The sequence below is a fragment of the Vagococcus carniphilus genome, from assembly GCF_014397115.1.
Taxonomy (GTDB): domain Bacteria; phylum Bacillota; class Bacilli; order Lactobacillales; family Vagococcaceae; genus Vagococcus; species Vagococcus carniphilus.
Genome location: NZ_CP060720.1, coordinates 2,644,920 through 2,663,748 on the forward strand (window position 1 = coordinate 2,644,920; position 18,829 = coordinate 2,663,748).

Sequence of the window (18,829 nt, forward strand, 5' to 3'; positions counted from 1 at the left end):
CTTTTAAACTATTATTTGTAGTTGAGTCGATGCTAGTAATGTTTCAATACTGCTCTCATGATACTTTTCTGTTTGTTCTTTTAATAATTCTAAATCAATATCTTGTCTTAAATGACTCAAAACTAACTTTTTAACTTGTGCTTTTTTTGCTAACTCTCCTGTTTCTCTAGAAGTTAAATGGGCATGATGATTTTCCATTCCTTCTAAAAAATAAGTATCTGTAATCAATAAATCTGCTTTTTCACAAAAAGAGTCTAATTCAGCAAAATATCCCGTATCAGCAGTGAATACAAAAACTTTTCCAGTTGTGTTTTCCTCAATCCGCATAGCGTAGCAAGGGACTGGATGGATTGTTTTAATAAAATTGATACTAAAAGGACCAACTGTTAATGTTTTTTCTGGATTATATGGTACGCCTAGAGAAATACCTGCCATCGTTAATTCTTCAAAATGCTTTTGATCTTCTTGATGCCCATAAATTGGTAATTCTGCTACAGGTTCTTTTGGTTTTAACTGTCTTAAATACTGTAAGACGCCAAGATCTGCCACATGATCATGATGGTAGTGCGTTAAAATGACTGCATCTAATTCTAGCGGGTCCATTACTTTTTCTAATTGAATCAACGTACTGCTTCCAGCATCTAATAATAAAGAAAAACCATCAGATTCTATTAAATAAGATGACGTCCCCTCATTGTTAAAAGGAAAACCACCCCAATAGCCAAGTACTGTTACTTTCATTTTGTCACTCCTATAACAATCAATCTATTTATACTTTACTTGTATTATGATTATTCCACAATTAAAAGAGATTGAACACCCTTTTTTTGTGAAAATACTGTCTTAAAATGCTTCTTTTGGAACAATCTTGTATTTACCAAAAACTTTATTTTATTTTTCAAATCTTTTTTAGTGACAAATTGTCACTTTTGTTTTATACTTTAAAAAAGTGACAATTCGTCACTATTAATTTATTTTAGTAAAGGAGAATTTTTATGTTTTTAGCTTTAAAAGAAATGAATTATTCAAAATTAAAATACACATTAATTGTTGGGATTATTGTGTTAATTTCCTATGCAGTTTTCATGCTTTCTGGTTTAGCAAATGGATTAGCAAATGAATTTAAACAGGTTATTGTCGATTGGAATAGTGAGACTATTGTTCTTTCTGAGGATAGTAACAAAAACTTAGCGGCTTCCCAATTAAGTCTTAAAAATCTAAAAGACGTTTCTACTGATTCATCAAAAGCCCCTTTATCTATTTACAGTGGTGCTGTTGACAGTCAAAAAGAAAAATTAGATGTTACTCTTTTTGGTACCACATCCAATGCTTTTTTACTTCCTAAACTAACTAAAGGAAACATTTTTAAACAAAAAAATGAAATGATTATCTCTCAAAATCTTGCTGATAAAGGCTTTTCTATTGGGGATAAGATAAAAATAGGTAGCGATGACATGTCAATGAAGGTTGTTGGTATATTCCCTGAAACATTTTATACAGTAACTCCTGTCATTTATGCTTCTGTGGAAGATACTGCTAAAATCAAATATGGCAAAGATTTCTCGATAAACCCTGAAGAATTACCAGTTAACGCTATTGTTACTAAGAAAAATGTTACTTCAATTAATAAAGATAGTAAACCGCAACTTAAACACTTAGCTACGGCAGACTTCATTGAAAATTTACCTGGTTATTCTGCACAAAATTTAACATTAAATGCGATGATTTACTTTCTATTCTTTATCGTCACTGCAATCATCGGTATTTTCATGTATGTCATGACGCTTCAAAAAACAAGTATTTTTGGTGTTATGAAAGCTCAGGGAATTTCAAATAGCTTCATCATTCAATCAATTATTAAACAATCATTCATGATTGGCTTATTAGGAATTGCTATTGGTTTTGGTTTAGCTTACGGAACAAGTTTCATCTTACCTGGCGCTATGCCATTTAATGTTGCTATGACTCTGTGGTTAATTTATAGTCTTATTTTACTAGTGGTAACAATTCTAGGTAGTTTATTCTCTATTGGTACTGTAACAAAAGTTGATCCTATGAAAGCAATTGGAGGTTAAGAACATGAAAGATATGTTAATGATGAAAGATATTAGAAAAACATTTAAACAAGGAACCTCTGATATTCACGCATTAAAAAATGTTAACTTTACAGTTAAACAAGGTGAATTTATTAGTATTATTGGTCCTTCTGGTTCTGGTAAAAGTACCTTTTTAACTATTTCAGGAGGTCTACAGCAACCCACAAGTGGTGACATTCGAATCAACGATATCTCTTTTTCTCACTTATCTGAAAAAGAACGAGCAAAACTAAGGTTTAAAGAGATTGGTTTTATTTTACAAGCTTCTAACTTAATTCCCTTTTTAACGATTAAGGAGCAATTTCATTTAGTGGATAAAGTCAATAAAAATAAAAAAACAGATCAACAAATTGAGGAATTGCTGACATCTCTTGATATTAGCCACTTGAAGGATAAGTATCCAAAAGATTTATCAGGTGGTGAAAGACAACGAGTTGCAATTGGGCGAGCATTGTATAACGATCCCCATCTTATCTTAGCAGATGAACCTACTGCTAGCCTTGATACTGAACATGCTTATGAGGTTGTTAAATTACTAGTCAAGGAAGCTCATGAAAAAAATAAAGCAACTGTTATGGTAACTCATGATCATCGAATGATAAAATGGAGTGACCGTGTGTTTGAAATGAAAGACGGAGAACTGATAGAAGTTAAAGATTTCTAGTCATTCAATTTATGTTAAAATGAGAGTGAAGAAAATCAAAGGAACATAGAAAGGGGTTTAAGGAATGCCTCACGATACCTTTTTAAACCTATCTAATGATAAGAAAAACTCGATTGAAAACATTTTATTAAATATTTTTTTCAAACAACCAATTAGCCAAGTTAAAGTATCTGAAATTGTAAGTGAAATGAAAATGTCTCGTGGTGCTTTTTATAAATATTTCACTGATTTAGATGATGCTTATACCTACGTAATAAACAAGTATGCCTTGATTATCCATCAAGATATTATTACCTACATCCAAAATGATAAAAATCAATTCTTTTTAGGAATCGAAAAATACTTAATTTGGTGTAGTGAACTAAATCATGAGAGTGACTATTGGAAAAGTTTACGCCTTTTAACTGAATCAAATGATCTATCAGCCTATAAAAGATTTCCTTTAACAGAAGATTCTCCTCTTTTGACTAAATGGACAGACATCTTGGAAGCTAATCAGATTATGATGGAAGATTACGATGAATCTATTGCTTTTCTCTTTTTCATTATGGAGTTGGTTATGAACGCCTTAACTGGTTACATAGCCAATGATTGGTCCACAGAAGAACTAGTTAAGGATTATCGCTACCGAGTTAAATGGATTACTAAAGGAATTAAATAAATAAACTCAAAAAAATCAGCACACCTTTTTAAGAAGTGTGCTGATTTTAGTTTTATTTTACCGCGTGTTGACTGATATAACCATACCATTTACCCTTATTATCATATAGAGAATAATATGTTGAACCATTTATGTGATTATACTTGCCGCGTGCTATAAATGTTTTACCTGCTATGTCTTTTGATGAGTGACGTTTTTTCCAATTAAAATTAGACCAGGTATTATAATTAGTCTTCGTAACTTTTACTTTACGTCCATCGCTAATATATGCACCTTGTTTACCTTGTCCCATCTTTGTAGCATTTGAATTAATGTATCCTTGCCATTTTCCTTTACTATCATATAGAGAATAATATGTTGAGCCGTTGAAATGTTCATAACGACCTTTGACTTGATAAGTTTTATTAAAGATGCTTTTACTTTTTATTTTTCTTTTCCAACTAAAATTAGACCATACATCATAGTTACTTTTAGAAATTGTGACATATCTTCCATCATTTATATAGGCTCCTTGCTTGCCACTTCCTGCCTTAACAGCCTTTTCATTAATATAACCTTGCCACTTACCTTGGTTATCATATAACGACAAGTAAGTTGAACCATTGTTATGAATATATTTACCTCTTGCTTGATATGTTTTATTCAATAATTTAGTCGATTCATTTCGTTTTTTCCAATTAAAGTTAGACCAAGTACTGTAGCCTTTTTTACTAATTGTCACAAAACGACCATCTTCGATATATGGTCCTTCTGCTTTATTTGTTTTAACTTTATCTAGTCTTATTTTGGCCTCTTTACTTATTGAATCAACCTCTAATTTTGAAGAAGCTTTATTAATTTTTTGATTTGTTTCACTCAAAATTTTTGCTAATTCTTGTTTTTGTTCTTCTTTATAGTCATTTGGATTTTTATAACCGGATAATATTTTTTTAGACTTTTCTTTGTAATTCGTCAATTCTTTTGCAGTTAATTCTTTTTCAGCTTCAGTCAATTGTTGATTTGTTTTTACTGCATCCATTTTCGCTTTACTTGTCTTTAAAACTGTATCGATTGATGCTTTATCTTTTGCTGTTTCTATTTTACCGTTTGCTTCATTTAAGATAGTTTTAATTTCATTTTGTTGAGCTGAGCGATAATTGGCTAAATTTTTGTAGCTAGACAATGCTTTTTTTGATGTAATTTTGTAGTTCTCTAACTCTTTTTTATTTAATTGGTTCTCTGCTTCAGTTAATTCTTTATTTGTTTTTATTTTATCTATTCTATTTTTACTTGCCTTTACGATAACATCAACAGCTGCTTTATCTTTTGATGCTTCTATCTTGCTGTTTGCTTCATTCAAAATAGCAATTAGTTCATTCTGTTGAGTTTGACGATACTCTTTAGGATTCTTGTAATTTTTTAATGCTGCTTTTGATGAAACTTTATATGCCTCTAATTCCTTAACTAATAGCTCTTCATCTCGGTACTCTCCTTCAACATCAATCATATGAATCTTATATTCATAATTAGAAGGTCTGCCATCCCTTAACATACCCGCAACTTTTACAGTATATTCTGTATTCTTTTCAATTTTAAAATTATCATTAGGCTTAAAGTTAACAATTGCATAACCACCTAATGAATAGTAACCAGAATCAGAATTAAATGCTGTTAATTCACCACCATTTGAATCATCAACTACATTCATCTTTTGTCCTGTTTTATTATTTTTAATTTCTACAGAAACATTATCTCCAACCTCATATTCTTTTGTATTGAAAAAAACAGACCATCTCATATTTGTACTACTTTGTTTATTATAAGTTTGGATTGGGAAGTAACCACTAGATGGCCATTGAGTAACAAAATCTTTACTATAGTGACTATCAATTGTTCCATAATTTAGGTTAGGATACAAAGATGAATATGTTGCTGAATTTGAGGCGTATCCCACACCAAATGACGTTATAGGTAATCCCATAATATGAGCTCTATGTCCTGTTTGTCGGTTATTAGACCCTGAATCTTCCATAAAAGAATCTAAAACATAATTCAATGAATACCAATAACCTGTTCCACTAAAATAATGAAGGTTAGAGGATTCTGTTGCACTTGTTGCTATATCCCAAAAACTCTGAGGCATATCAGCCGGCTTGTCATACTCTCCTAAATAATGTGTAAATTGATTAGTAGCAGCTAGACCAATCGCTCCATGTTGTGCAAATTCCGTATCTTTTTCAGTAAGTGGAATACTAGAAAGACCAGCTAAATTTCGATAAAAGTTTAATTGTTTCTCTACTGATATCAATGCTTCCTTATTAAATTTCCCTAGTTTATATGTTCCATTTTCAAAAACAGGGTATTCAGTAAACATATCATTTGCATAATAAGTTACTTCTTTTTTATATTTTTCTTGAAGCGATTTAACTTTAGCTAATTCTTTTTTAGGTAAATAAACTGCTTCACTTGAACTTTCAGCTAAAGAATAATTAGCAACATCTAAACTAGTGATTTCAACCTCATCTTCTCCTATTTCTGGAATTTTTAACTCTTCTGCGTAAACGCTACCAACAGATACACTAAGAAATAAGCCAGATACAACCAAATAAAACTTAACTTTTTTCATCCTTCATTCTCCTTTTTTTTATTTAACAATTTCATCATATCATCAACTTATGTTATTTTCTATATCAATAACATACAACTGTTTAATAAAGTTTAATAAATAGTTATTCAACAATTTTAAAATATTTTAAAGTCAATATAGTTTATTATTTTAAACAAAAAAAGCTCAAATTTCATTTATAGAAATTTGAGCTTTTAGTTTTATTTATTAATAACCACGTAATTCTTTTACTTTTTCGTCGTCTAAGCGTTTCACAACTTCTGTCACTAACTTAACTGTGTTTAAGTAGTCATCTTCATGGATAATTGATGTATGTGAATGTAAGTAACGAGTTGCGACAGTAATTGCTAATGAAGGAATTCCATCTCTTGTGATATGTTGAGTACCTGCATCTGTTCCTCCACCTGTGATCACAGTATATTGGAATGGAATTTCTAATTCTTCTGCAACGCCAATCACAAAATCACGTAATTTTTTGTGAGGAATCATAGACGCATCAAAAATAATAATTTGAGGGCCTTTTCCTAAAACTGAATCAGCTTCTTTAGGAGTCATTCCCGGTGTATCTCCTGCAGTTCCTGTATCTAGCGCAAATGCAATATCTGGGTTAACTAAATGCGTACTAGTTCTTGCCCCACGAAGTCCAACTTCTTCTTGCACGTTGCTTCCGGCAAACAGAATATTAGGATGTCCTTCTTTAGCTAAGTTTTCTAATACTTTTAATGAAACTGCTGTTCCAATACGGTTGTCCCAAGCTTTTGCTAATAAATATTTAGAACCATTTAATCGTTGGTATTCGATGTAAGGAGTAATCATGTCACCTGGTTTAATACCCCATTCACGAGCTTCTTCATCACTTGAAGCACCAATATCAACAAACATATCAGTAATTTCATATGGTTTCTTACGCGCTTCTGCACTTAATACATGAGGAGGTTTAGAACCTATCACACCGTGAATTTCTTTACCTTCACCTGTTGTAATAGTTACTTGTTGGGCAAGCATAACTTGTCCCCACCAACCGCCTAATGTTTGAAACTCTAAGAATCCTTTTTCTGTTACCTTAGTTACCATGAAACCAACTTCATCCATATGACCTGAAATCAAGACCTTAGGACCTTCTTTATCACCAATATGACGCGCGTTAATTCCGCCTAAACCATCATAAAGAATCTTATCAGCATGTGGTTCTGCATATTTTTTAAAGATATTACGAACTTGGTCTTCATTTCCTGGAACACCTTTAGCATCTGTTAGTTCTTTTAAAAACAATTCTTCTTCTTTTTCTAACACGTAAGTCACCTCATTTTATTTTTATAATCTTAAGTATAGCACTCTTTTTATTAAATTTCTCTCATATTTCGTTTTCTTAAATAAATAACTAAAACAAAAGATATAGCTAGTGTAACTAAACTGATTATTAAACCTAATGTAAATGATTTTGAACGATAAGATAATCTAACTGTATGATTTCCTTTGTCTAAGCGGATGCCTATAAAGTCGCCTACAATTTGTTCTGGTCGAACTTTTTTTCCATCAACGGTAACAAGCCAATTGTCATCATAAGGGATTGAAAGATACATTAATTCATTTTCATCTACTACATCAACTTTTCCCTCTAAATCGCCTCGTTTATCAACTTTTAGAGGACTAGAATAATCTTTTAGATATCTAATTAATTCATCAAACTTCTCTTGATCCAAACTCACCCAAGTCATATCTCTTGTTTCTATTTTTTTCTTCAATTTCAGTTGGATTTTTATCTGTTCGTCTTCTTTAAAATCACCTAAATTGAAAAGCTGGTTGGTAATAATCAAAACATCTGTCTTAATTTCTTTTCCATTTACAGCAAAATATTCCACATTATCCCAAATAGCATTGGGCAAATAAAGGTAATTACTTCCATCAGCAGCAACTTGCCCTTTAATTTCATACAAATCAACTTCTTTAGTCGTATGTATTTTTTCCATTGTTTTGAAATATTTTTCATTTTTTAAAGGTTTAATACTTTGTAAAATAGCTTCTTGATTTTGAATTACTTCACCTTTGTTTATTTTAACTTTGGCTAAATCAACAGGCGCTAAAAAGCTAGTTCCTACCGCTTCTTTATTCTTGTATATATTTGCTAAATCTTTTTCTTCTAATAATTCCTTATTCGTCAATTCTTTTGGATTAATTGTATAGTTAACATTTAATAAAAGATTAGCGACTTGCGACTCATCCACATAAGAAAAACGTCGTTCATTTTTGGAGTATAAACCTAAATCCGTTAAGGTATTTTGAACTTTTGAATCTAAAGTTGACGTATAGCTTGAAACTCCTGCATAACCAAATAGCATTGGGTTATTATAGCCATTATTGGTTTCTTTATATCCCATCATTTCTGTTTCTACTTTTTGATTAATTCTAAACAAGTCATCTCGTCCACTTTTAAGATACTTGATTAACATTTCTTGCTCTGTGTACATCTGGGCATATATATCTTGATTACCAAAAGGAATATCTTTCATCGATATCCAGAGGTTTCCTCCCAATTCAAGGGAGATACAAAGAATTAAAATCCATCTCCACATATAATTCTTAGTTGATATTTTTTGTGATAATACCAAGACTAATATCCACACAATGGCTAAATTTAATAGGAAATATTTATTAGATAATAAATACTCTGATTTAGATTGTAAGACTAAAAAAACTTGGCCAATACTTAATAGAACTGAAAATGACACACCTGCTAGCAATAATCGTTTCTTCACGATTTCTTTGTCTTCTGTTAAACGTGAATACAAATAAGTTTCATAGGCTAGCTTCACTAAAATAAAACTAAAAATAAAGGCATTACGATACGGAAAGCCAGCTGGACTTTGGAACATATGCCAAACTGTATTAAACATCTCAAAAAAGAAACTAAAGTAGATAGCAACTAATAATGCCCCCATAGCTCTTTTCTTTCTTTTGGGGACAATAGGTAAAGTAAAATATAAAAAAGCCAAAAGCCATACAAAAACACCAGAATAAATCATTGGTAAATGGTCCAGCCTAATATCATAATTAACCGTTCCTAATCCCATTTGAGAGAATACTTCAACACCAAATCTTGGTTTCAATAGGAAATCTTGCATATGGAAACTTGATTTTCCTGTTTGAAGCATACCTAAAATTGCCGGAACAAGCATAAAAGCAGTTGCAACACCTGCTAATAAAGAGGTTGTAAAAAAAAGACGCCAACGTTTTAAAAAGACACTTATTTTTTTTGCCGGTTTACGTTCAAATTTTAAATAATAAATAAAAACACTATACATCACGGCAAAGATACAAACCATATAACCTAAGTAATAATTCGTTAAAATTGTAAAAAATAACGTTACAGCATACAAACCATATTTTTTCTCATGCCACAAACGCTCTAAACCTAACACTAAAATAGGAAATAAAATTAACACGTCTAACCACATAAAATTTAATAAATACACCACTACAAATCCACATAAACTGTAAGCTAAAGCAAAAGCTTGTGTTAATGGGTTTGACTGCTTATAGTGTAAATCTAAATAGGTATACATTGATAGACTCATCGTTGCTATCTTTAAAGATATAATCAAAAGAACCGCTACTGGCATTAAATTATACGGAAATAGTAACGCGATAAAATTATATGGACTCATTAAATAATACGCTATCGTTGCCTCCATTGGTCCGCCTATTCCGTTTGCAAAAGAGTAAAGACTTTCTCCCCCGTCCGTAAAGAAGCGCTTAAAGCCAGTTAAAAAAGGTAAGTATTGAGATCCCAAATCACTAACCATTAAATTTTTATCACCAAAAGGCGCAAGGCCTAAAATTGTCCACACCATCGTTAACACAGCTAGTGGGAGAATAAAACTAATTAAGTAAGCCATTAGTTTATTTTTCTTTTTCATTATAATCACCATTTATCCTTCATTAAAAACCACTCTTAACCATACCTATATTCTATCAAAAATGCAATTTATATTTTAGTGAAAAAAGAAAAAAAGAAGCTGATTAAACAAAAATGTTTTATTGTCTAATCAATTTCTTTTATTTAAGAGTTAACAATTTTATTATATGAGGAAGATGTAGCAAAATAAAAGGCGACATAAATGATAATTAAAAAGGCGACTGAAATATAAGTCAGTAATAATGTTGGTTTGCCAATTAAAACAAATAACACTTGTAGAGCAAAATAAGCATGGAGTAAACTGACCAAAAGAGGCGCAAAGAAAACAATAAAATTTTGTTTATAGATGCTTCGTTTAATCATTTGTCTTGGTGTTCCAAGTTTCCTTAACATACTGTACCTACTTGTTTCATCTTCTGCTTCTGACAGCTGTTTTAGCGTAATAATACTTCCTGTTGCTATCATAAAGACCATTCCTAAAAAGACAGCCACATAAATGAGAAGTCCTGTACTTTTCACTAAACTATTATGATAAGGATAGCGAATACTAAAAGCATCTCGTTTACTATATCCCTTTGGTAGAGTATCTTCTGTTACTTGTTCTAATTCTTTTACCTCATCTACCATATTCCCATTTTTATAGACTGTATTTCCAATAATATAGCTCTTTTTATCAGAAAGATGATTCAATTTTTTTAAAGAGGTTTTGGCTAAAGTTTCATTTTCATCAGCACCCTTAACATTAATTAAGTGATAATCGTAGCTATATTTAGCATTCAACTTTTGATATAGAGCATCCGTTACAACAATCGCGTTATACGAAAGACGCATATCTCGAACATTTCCTAAATAATCAGCTTGAGCTTCAATAATATTTACTTTTCCAATTGTTCCAAGCGTTCCTGCTTTATCAAAGGTAACGACCTGATCAAGATAAACTTGATTAGAACCTCCTAAAATCACAACATCTTTTTCTTCCTTCAACTCAATCGGTTTAGCCTTAGGAATTAACTTTTGTACTTCTTTATAATTACTCAATGACATAACATTATAAAAACTATCCTCTTCTTCATGTTCACCGTTTATCGTATAACCAATTTTTGCTCCAACATATTTAAAGTTTAACGTTGCTTCATTTAAAATTTCAGCTTTTTCTTCTTTTAAAACTTGTTTAACTTCTTTGTAATATGGAGTGGTAACACTATACGAAGCAGGGTTTGTTGAATCACTTAATTCAAGTGTAAAAGATTGAACACTGGCAGCCCCTGCAATAGCGGCTAGAGCTGTTCCAGATAAGACAGCAATTGTTGCAAATGTCATGGCATTTTTTTTCAAATGAAAACTTAAATTTCCTGTTGTGACCATATTAATATCTTTATAGTAATGAGCTTTCATTTTACGGACGAGAAAAAGGACGATTGCAAGAAAATGACCAAATGTTAGATAAGTCCCTATAACACAAATCAGTAAAATTAATAAAGGACCTATCAGCATAGACATTCCTTGTGTGTTGTAAGTTAACTCCATCCATATCATGAAATCTAAAAAGCGTTTGGCAAGTGTATAGCCTGTTATTAATAAACTAATTCCAATCAAACCAAAAACCCAGTTATACCATTTAATTTGGTAATTGCCATCACTCTGTTGGTCTGCTTTGAATAACGTAATTAATTTATAACGGTAAACTGTTGCGCCTGTCCTAATGGAAACAATTCCCAAAATAATCATGAAAACAATAATAGTATTTAACATAGCTTCTAGAGAAAAGATAAAACTACTAGATATCGGAACTTGTATTGCCTTTAATAAAAGCATGGCAAAAAGCTTAGAAAAAACAACCCCTAACAGAATTCCTGTAATAAGAGCAAATATTCCTAAAATCATGTTCTCTACAAAAAATAAAGTACCAATCTGACTCTTTCTCATCCCAAGCAGATTATATAACCCTATTTCTCGCTTACGTCTTTTTACAAAAAAGCTATTCGCAGAAAACATAAAAAGAATAATGAAAAGAATAATCATCACACTACCAGATCTTAATCCAGCATCTATTCGCATATCATTAGATGCTCTCGTTAAAAGAGCCTCATCAAAACTCATCGAAACAAAACTATAATAAACCATTACCGAAAAAGCCATACTGACAAAATACATCAAATAATAAGAAAATTGTGTTTTGACATTTTTAAAGGCTAACTTAGACAACATCATGACTAACACCGCCTCCAATGGCCGCTTGCATATCAATGACTTTTTGGAAGAATTCTTTTCTACTTCCCTGTCTGACAATTTCAGAAAAAATAGCTCCATCTTTAATGAAAAGAATTCGGTGGCAGTAACTTGCTGTAAAAGCATCATGAGTTACCATAATAATCGTTGCTTTTTCCTCTTCATTTAATCGTGACAAATAATGGAGTAATTCTGTTGCTGACTTAGAATCCAAAGAGCCTGTTGGTTCATCTGCTAAAATAAGTTGAGGATGAGTAATAATGGCTCTAGCAGCTGCCACTCGTTGTTTTTGTCCAATCGAAATATCAGACGGATAAGAGTTTACAATTTGATTGATTCCTAAAATAGATGTGACATGAGCTAATCTTTCCTCCATCTCTTTAACAGGAACTCTATCTAAAGCCAAAGGCAACATAATATTATCTTTTACTGTTAGTGAATTCATTAAGTTAAAATCCTGAAAGATAAAACCCAATTCTTTTCTTCTAAAATCACTTAATTGACGCTCTTTCATACGAGTTATATCTTGTTTACCTATTTTTATCGTTCCAACAGTTGGTTGATCAATCGTTGATAGCATATTTAAAAGAGTTGTTTTGCCGGCACCACTTGGTCCCATAATTCCTACAAATTCTCCTTTGTCTACATTTAAAGAAATATTTTCAAGTACTTTTGTAGGGTTACTTTTCCTACCATAAATTTTAGATAAATGATCTACTTCGACAATTCGTTGCACATTTTTTACCTCCTGTTTTTTTCTATCCTTATCTTATCAATTTTTTGGTTTTTCTAACATCTAAAAATATAAAAAGAAACTTACAGTATTGTCATATAGAAAAAGATGTGAGATGAAAGTATTTTTCTTCCATTCCACATCTTTCTAATTTGGAGCTTGATAATTATCTTTAACTTGATTCATTATAATTTTAGTTTGTTTACCAACTTGATATTTTATCCCAAAAGCCGCATCACTCTGATTACCAATAATTCTAATATAGTTTTTTCCAGCAGGCATTTTCTTCTTCTTTGTTCCTTTATCAGTATTCTCAAAAAGCGTCTCTACTTTATGATTTGGTTTAACCAAAATTACTTTGAATTCTCCAGCCTTATTTTCCGAATGATAATTAATATCTAAAAAATCTGATGTTGAACAATCTAGTTCCCAAACTGTGTCAATTCCTGATAATTTCACATCTGCTAATAGTTCATTTTGTGTAAATACTTTGCTTTCCTTATGATCATAATCAAAAGAATCCTGTAAATTCAATGCACGTTTTTCACTATCGTATTCTCTAAACGTTTCTTGTTTAGCACAGCTACTTCCAATAAAAAGAATACCACCCAATACAAAAACAACAATTAGACCCTTCATTTTATCGACACCTCTTCCGATAATATGTACTATATCATTTGAATATACTTACTTAATTATACACAATATCCATCTATTTTTGTATATGAAATATCATTTATTACTAAATTCTTTTTATCAGACATAAGTCTCATGCTATCTTATTCTTTTTTAGGTATAATTAATTTGAAACTACAAAAGGAGTCGTTACGATAATGAAAATAATGATTGTAGAAGATGATGAAACTGTTCGCGAACTGGTTACAGAGTCTCTAGAAAAATGGGGATTTGAAACGGTTGAAGTAAAAGATTTTAAACGTGTCCTTGATATTTTTAAAGAAGAAGAACCACACCTTGTCTTACTAGATATTAATCTACCTGTATTTGATGGTTACTATTGGTGTCAAAAAATTAGAGAAATTTCTAAAAATCCGATTATCTTTATTTCTAGTCGAGATACAAATGCTGATTCTATTATGTCTATGAATATTGGTGGAGATGACTATGTTAACAAGCCGTTCTCAATGGATATCTTAATTGCAAAAGTCAACGCCTTACTTAGAAGAACTTATGATTATTCTAAATCTGAAGGTTCTAGTATGGAACATCGTGGTTTGAAGCTTAACATGGAAAACAGCACAATGCTTATTCAAGATAATCCTGTTGAACTAAGTAAAAATGAATTTCAACTGTTATTAATTTTAATGAAAAATGCTGGAAAAATTGTTAGTCGTGAAAAATTGTTAAGAGCTCTTTGGGACGATGAACGCTTTGTTGACGACAACACTTTAACAGTTAACATTAATCGCTTAAGAAAAAAAATAGAAGGAGCTGGAATTAGTAACTATATTGAAACCAAAGTAGGACAAGGTTACATAATTCCTTAAAAAACTATGACATTTACAAATTACCTAAGAGATCAATTTAGACTTATTCTGTTATGGATTAGTCTAATCAGTTTAACAGGTTTCATTCTTTGGTTAACTCCTGAAGTTAAATTTAATTTGCCTTCTCTTGTCTATATTGCTCTTCTTGGATTTATTCTAGTCTTTATTTTTCTTAGCTTGGATTACACTAGAAAGAAGAAATTTTGGCAACAAATGGAAGTTAACTCAAACCAATATGTTGAAACACCCAATTTAATGGATGCAAGAAGTCATGAAGAAACATTGTACCAAGATTACTTTAATGAGATGCATCGAGAACACTTTTTACTACTTAATGATGTAAAACAACAATCACAAGAGCAAAAGGATTATATTGATAGTTGGGTACATGAAATCAAGGTCCCACTTGCTTCTTTAAATTTAATTTCAGAAACCATTGAAGATGACATTTCCGAGAAACGATTTAATCAATTAAGAAATAATCTTAAACGAATGGATGACTATGTTGAACAAGTCCTTTATTACTCACGTTTAGATAGCTTTTCAAAAGATTATTTAATAAAATCCTATTCACTAAAGAAAATGGTACAACAGACTGTCCGAAAATCTGCCGATTATTTTATTCAAAATAATATTAAATTTTCTTTAGAAGGTGAAGATTTTGCTGTTTTAACAGATGAAAAATGGTTGGAATTCATTTTAAATCAGCTAATCAATAATGGCATTAAATACACTGACTCAGGAGGAAGCCTCAGTGTTTCTCTTAGTAAAAATGACCGTGGGGTCTGGTTAACATTAACAGACACAGGAATAGGTATTCCCCAAGAAGATTTACAACGTATTTTTGATAAAGGTTTTACAGGTAAAAATGGCCGAAATGAAGAAACTAACTCTACGGGATTAGGCCTTTATCTGGCAAAATCTCTAGCAGAAAAATTAGGACATCATCTCTATGTTGAATCTCAACTTGGAAAGGGAACTTCATTTCAAATTTTATTTCCTCATTTGAATTATTACTCTGAAACAGAAGAGTCATTTATGATTTAAATAAAAAATAGGCCATCACAATTACGTGATGGCCTAAAAAAAGGAGTTGTTTTACTTACACCTAAGTAAGTAAAATGAAAAAGTTTGTTAGGGTTGTTTTGTTGGTATATTTATATAATATCCTGTAAATGTGAAAAAACAATGTCCTAACTTTTCCTAATTAATGAATTAATGCCCTGTTCCAAATAAATTCACCATGATTGTTCCAATAATAATAAACCCTAAGCCGACAATCGTCATTCCATTTAAAGGCTCTTTCCAAACGACTACTGAAAAAATAGTAATTAAAATAATACCAATAGCACCCCAAATAGCATATGCCACACTTATTGGAATCGTTTTAAAAGAAAGTGATAAAAAATAAAACGAAATAACATAAGCGATTACTGTATATAAAGTTGGTAAAGGTTTCGAAAAACCTTCTGTCGCTTTTAATAGATTAGTGCCAATTACCTCACCAATAATAGCCACTAATAGAAATAAATATCCTTTAATCATGCCCCAATCTCCTTCTTCTAAATTCAACTTATTTTACCACATTATGAAAGAATCAAAAGATATTTTATAAAGCCTTGTATTTCCTATGTTTCGGCAGTACAATTGAGGCAATAACGGGAGGTTTTTTAAATGAAAAAAATTAGTTTTCTACTGATTTGCTGCCTACCATTTTTAGTGAGTGGGGCTACTATTTCCCACGGGGAAGAGTCTACTGAAAATACCATTGAGATAACAAAAAATGTGGCTAAATCAGAAAAGCTTGAAGTTGACACTGAAAAGAATCCGGTCTATGCTACCGTCCAACAAGGAGAAAGCATACAACCTAATGACTTCAAAGAAACAATTGAAGAAGTTCACCAACTTAAAATTAAGAAGATTGATTTTTCTGGCAATCAAAGGGCAAACACCATGAGTATGGGTAACTTTAAAACAGAATTAGCCTTTTCCACAACTGATGGAAAAAACTATGTTGGAAAATTTCCATATCTTGTAGAAAATGAACAGGCAACTATTTTCTTTGATAACGTTAGCTATGATACAACTAAAACAAGATTTTCTTTTAAAGTCTCAGAACAAGATTCAAATGTTTACTTAAAAGCAAATGATGATATTTTTAACTGTCATCCTGATAATAATGGTTTTTTTGAAGGCAAGTACAACCCTAAAGTTTCTCCTAAAACAATGCAATTAATTGCTCTTAATTCAGTTGGAAATTATAGTGATGAACACATTTTATTACTTGAAAAAAATAATTCACATGCTATTATTACTTCACTTAATTACCAAGCCAATGAGAATAAAATAACTGGAACTGTGCCAAAAAATACTGATATTATTATTCATTTCTCTGAATTTGAAAATAAAACAGTTAAACCAGATAACAAAGGTATTTTTACTTTCTCTTACAAAGCAACGCCTGAAATTATTCAATTAACCTTGAAAGATAAAAAAGGCTCAACTGATTACGAATTCAAGCCATTTAAACGAAATGCTAAGACGCTAAACGAACTAAATAAAGCAGACAACCATTTAGCTCCACTTAGGGATAAACGACCTAAGAAAACCGCTATGAGTTTAACTTTTATTATATCACTCGGAGCAATTCTTTTAATTATCCGACATTTCTTATCAGCACGTAGACAAAATTAAAAAGTCATGTTGTTTCCTTTTTTTATTAGTCTACCACAATCAATAACTGTGCTCCGTATACACGTCCTTCAGATGCAAAGAAACCTAATCCAATATAATCATATTGATCGCTCAACATATTTTCTCTATGTCCTTTAGAATTCATCCATTGCTTAAATAACTTACGAGCTACTTCTTTACCATTGTTTTTTACATTCATGTTATAAGCAATATTCTCACCTAAACCAATATTACTAACATCAATTCCAGCTTCTTCTAACGAAGTGCCTATATCACTACCATCTGGTCTTTCATGTTCAAATAGTATTTTTAACTCTCTTGCTCGGTAATTTGCAGCAGTATCAAACGGACTCATACGTCTTAAATCATGAATACCTTGTTTACGTCGTTCATTATTAACTAAGCGCAACATTTCTGTTTGAGCCTTTTTCACTTCCGCCGCTGATAATTCAACAGTTGGTTTAGAAGCATTTTTGGTCGCACCTGCGTTAATATAACCTCTCCATAATCCTAAATCGTCATATAATGAATAATAAGTCGAACCATTAAAATGTTCATAGCGACCTCTTGCTTGGAGTACTTGGTTTTTCAAGTTCTCTGAAGTTCCTCTAAAATCAAATTTAAAATTATCCCATAGATCATAATTATCTTTAGTTACTCTTACATAACGACCATCTGAAATATAAGGGCCTTCAGCTTTTGTTTTGGTTACAGCATTTGAATTTAGATAACCATACCAGTTTCCTTTATTATCAAAGATTGAATAATAAGTTGAACCATTAAAATGTTCGTAACGTCCTCTTGCTTTAAGCACTTTACCATACAATTTAGTAGTATTATTTTTTTTCTTCCAGCCAAAATTTTGCCAAGTATCATAGTTTTTCTTAGTTATTTTAATATAACTACCATCGTTGATGTAATTTCCTTGAGCGTTTGTTTTAGAGGTTGCACTCGCATTTAAATAGCCATGCCATTTTCCTTTATTATCATATAATGAATAATAAGTTGAGCCATTAAAATGTTCGTAGCGGCCTTTTGCTCTTAACACTTTTCCAAACAATGAGCTAGATTTTCCTTTTTTCTTCCACTCAAAATTTTGCCATAAATCATAGTTTTTACTTTTTATCGTAACATAACTGCCATCACTAATATAATTTCCTTGAGCAGATACTTTTTTAGTCGCTCCTGCATTAAGGTAACCTTGCCAAACATCTTTATGATCATATAAAGAATAATAAGTTGCTCCATTGGAATGTTCATAACGACCTTTTGCTTTTAAAATTTGTTGATAAAAATTTGTTGAATTATTCTTAGTTTGCCAATTAAAACTACCCCACATATCATAGTTTTTCTTAACAATCTGAACATAGCTACCATCGCTAATGTAGTCGCCCTGTGGTAGTTTTTTCTCCTGAATCGGTGCTGAAGCTTTTAGTTTAGAGAAATTTTCTGTCGACTCTTCTGTTAATTCTGATGATTCTTTTGTACTTTCTACAACTTCTTGAGAAACTTCTGTTTTGCTTATTTCTGCAGTCGTTAGTGTTTCAGACGAACTTACTTCTTCTGCACTAGAAATAGTTGTGCTAGCTAACCCAAACAAACCTAGAACCGATAAAAATGTGACTAATTTGGTCTTTTTCATTTTGAATAACGTCCTTTCTTTTTTCCAACAAACTTTTTATACATTTTTATTATACACTATTATGAATTAACTATTTACAACTTT

General features: G+C 31.2%; 15 protein-coding genes. 6 read left to right on the forward strand and 9 right to left on the reverse strand.

Annotation, left to right across the window (positions count from 1 at the left end):
• Positions 1 to 3: 3 nt before the first annotated feature.
• Positions 4 to 741, reverse strand: a complete 738-nt coding sequence (locus tag H9L18_RS12865) for an MBL fold metallo-hydrolase (RefSeq protein ID WP_126792676.1) — start codon at positions 739 to 741, stop codon at positions 4 to 6.
• A 254-nt stretch (positions 742 to 995) separates the two neighbouring features.
• On the opposite strand from H9L18_RS12865, the gene H9L18_RS12870 reads away from it, so the two are divergent.
• From H9L18_RS12870 to H9L18_RS12880, 3 genes are all read left to right on the forward strand, one after another.
• The gene (locus H9L18_RS12870; RefSeq protein WP_126792678.1) at positions 996 to 2,075 is read left to right on the forward strand and encodes an ABC transporter permease; all 1,080 of its coding nucleotides are present in this window, start codon (positions 996 to 998) and stop codon (positions 2,073 to 2,075) included.
• Between the two features lie 4 nt (positions 2,076 to 2,079).
• A complete protein-coding gene (locus H9L18_RS12875; RefSeq protein ID WP_126792680.1) occupies positions 2,080 to 2,760 on the forward strand; it encodes an ABC transporter ATP-binding protein in 681 nt (226 codons plus the stop codon).
• Between the two features lie 64 nt (positions 2,761 to 2,824).
• Positions 2,825 to 3,421 carry a TetR/AcrR family transcriptional regulator gene (locus H9L18_RS12880; RefSeq protein WP_126792682.1) on the forward strand — a complete coding sequence of 199 codons (597 nt, stop codon included), beginning with the start codon at positions 2,825 to 2,827 and terminating at the stop codon, positions 3,419 to 3,421.
• A 52-nt stretch (positions 3,422 to 3,473) separates the two neighbouring features.
• Here the strand turns inward: H9L18_RS12880 and H9L18_RS12885 are convergent, their stop codons facing one another.
• From H9L18_RS12885 to H9L18_RS12910, 6 genes are all read right to left on the reverse strand, one after another.
• A complete protein-coding gene (locus tag H9L18_RS12885; RefSeq protein ID WP_126792684.1) occupies positions 3,474 to 6,026 on the reverse strand; it encodes a hypothetical protein in 2,553 nt (850 codons plus the stop codon).
• 207 nt (positions 6,027 to 6,233) lie between these two features.
• Entirely contained in the window at positions 6,234 to 7,319 is a 1,086-nt protein-coding gene (locus tag H9L18_RS12890; protein WP_126792686.1) for a M42 family metallopeptidase, read from the reverse strand.
• 50 nt (positions 7,320 to 7,369) lie between these two features.
• Positions 7,370 to 9,943 carry a YfhO family protein gene (locus H9L18_RS12895; protein WP_185847443.1) on the reverse strand — a complete coding sequence of 858 codons (2,574 nt, stop codon included), beginning with the start codon at positions 9,941 to 9,943 and terminating at the stop codon, positions 7,370 to 7,372.
• Between the two features lie 143 nt (positions 9,944 to 10,086).
• Positions 10,087 to 12,153, reverse strand: coding sequence for an ABC transporter permease (locus tag H9L18_RS12900; protein WP_185847444.1), 2,067 nt, complete (start codon positions 12,151 to 12,153; stop codon positions 10,087 to 10,089).
• On the reverse strand, positions 12,140 to 12,907 hold the full coding sequence (locus H9L18_RS12905; RefSeq protein WP_126792692.1) for an ABC transporter ATP-binding protein: 768 nt from the start codon (positions 12,905 to 12,907) through the stop codon (positions 12,140 to 12,142). The genes H9L18_RS12900 and H9L18_RS12905 overlap by 14 nt, the downstream gene beginning before the upstream one ends.
• 144 nt (positions 12,908 to 13,051) lie before the next feature.
• Complete coding sequence (locus H9L18_RS12910) at positions 13,052 to 13,543, reverse strand: hypothetical protein (RefSeq protein WP_126792694.1); 492 nt, start codon at positions 13,541 to 13,543, stop codon at positions 13,052 to 13,054.
• Between the two features lie 191 nt (positions 13,544 to 13,734).
• Between H9L18_RS12910 and H9L18_RS12915 the strand changes: the two genes are divergently transcribed.
• On the forward strand, positions 13,735 to 14,409 hold the full coding sequence (locus H9L18_RS12915) for a response regulator transcription factor (protein WP_126792696.1): 675 nt from the start codon (positions 13,735 to 13,737) through the stop codon (positions 14,407 to 14,409).
• Positions 14,410 to 14,415: 6 nt separating this feature from the next.
• Positions 14,416 to 15,456, forward strand: coding sequence for a sensor histidine kinase (locus tag H9L18_RS12920; protein WP_126792698.1), 1,041 nt, complete (start codon positions 14,416 to 14,418; stop codon positions 15,454 to 15,456).
• 168 nt (positions 15,457 to 15,624) lie between these two features.
• On the opposite strand, the gene H9L18_RS12925 is transcribed toward H9L18_RS12920, so the two are convergent.
• Positions 15,625 to 15,954 carry a DMT family transporter gene (locus H9L18_RS12925; RefSeq protein WP_126792700.1) on the reverse strand — a complete coding sequence of 110 codons (330 nt, stop codon included), beginning with the start codon at positions 15,952 to 15,954 and terminating at the stop codon, positions 15,625 to 15,627.
• A gap of 129 nt (positions 15,955 to 16,083) precedes the next feature.
• On the opposite strand from H9L18_RS12925, the gene H9L18_RS12930 reads away from it, so the two are divergent.
• On the forward strand, positions 16,084 to 17,103 hold the full coding sequence (locus tag H9L18_RS12930; protein WP_126792702.1) for a hypothetical protein: 1,020 nt from the start codon (positions 16,084 to 16,086) through the stop codon (positions 17,101 to 17,103).
• A 25-nt stretch (positions 17,104 to 17,128) separates the two neighbouring features.
• Here H9L18_RS12930 and H9L18_RS12935 read toward each other — a convergent pair whose 3' ends face one another.
• On the reverse strand, positions 17,129 to 18,745 hold the full coding sequence (locus H9L18_RS12935) for a CAP domain-containing protein (RefSeq protein WP_126792704.1): 1,617 nt from the start codon (positions 18,743 to 18,745) through the stop codon (positions 17,129 to 17,131).
• Positions 18,746 to 18,829: the final 84 nt, after the last annotated feature.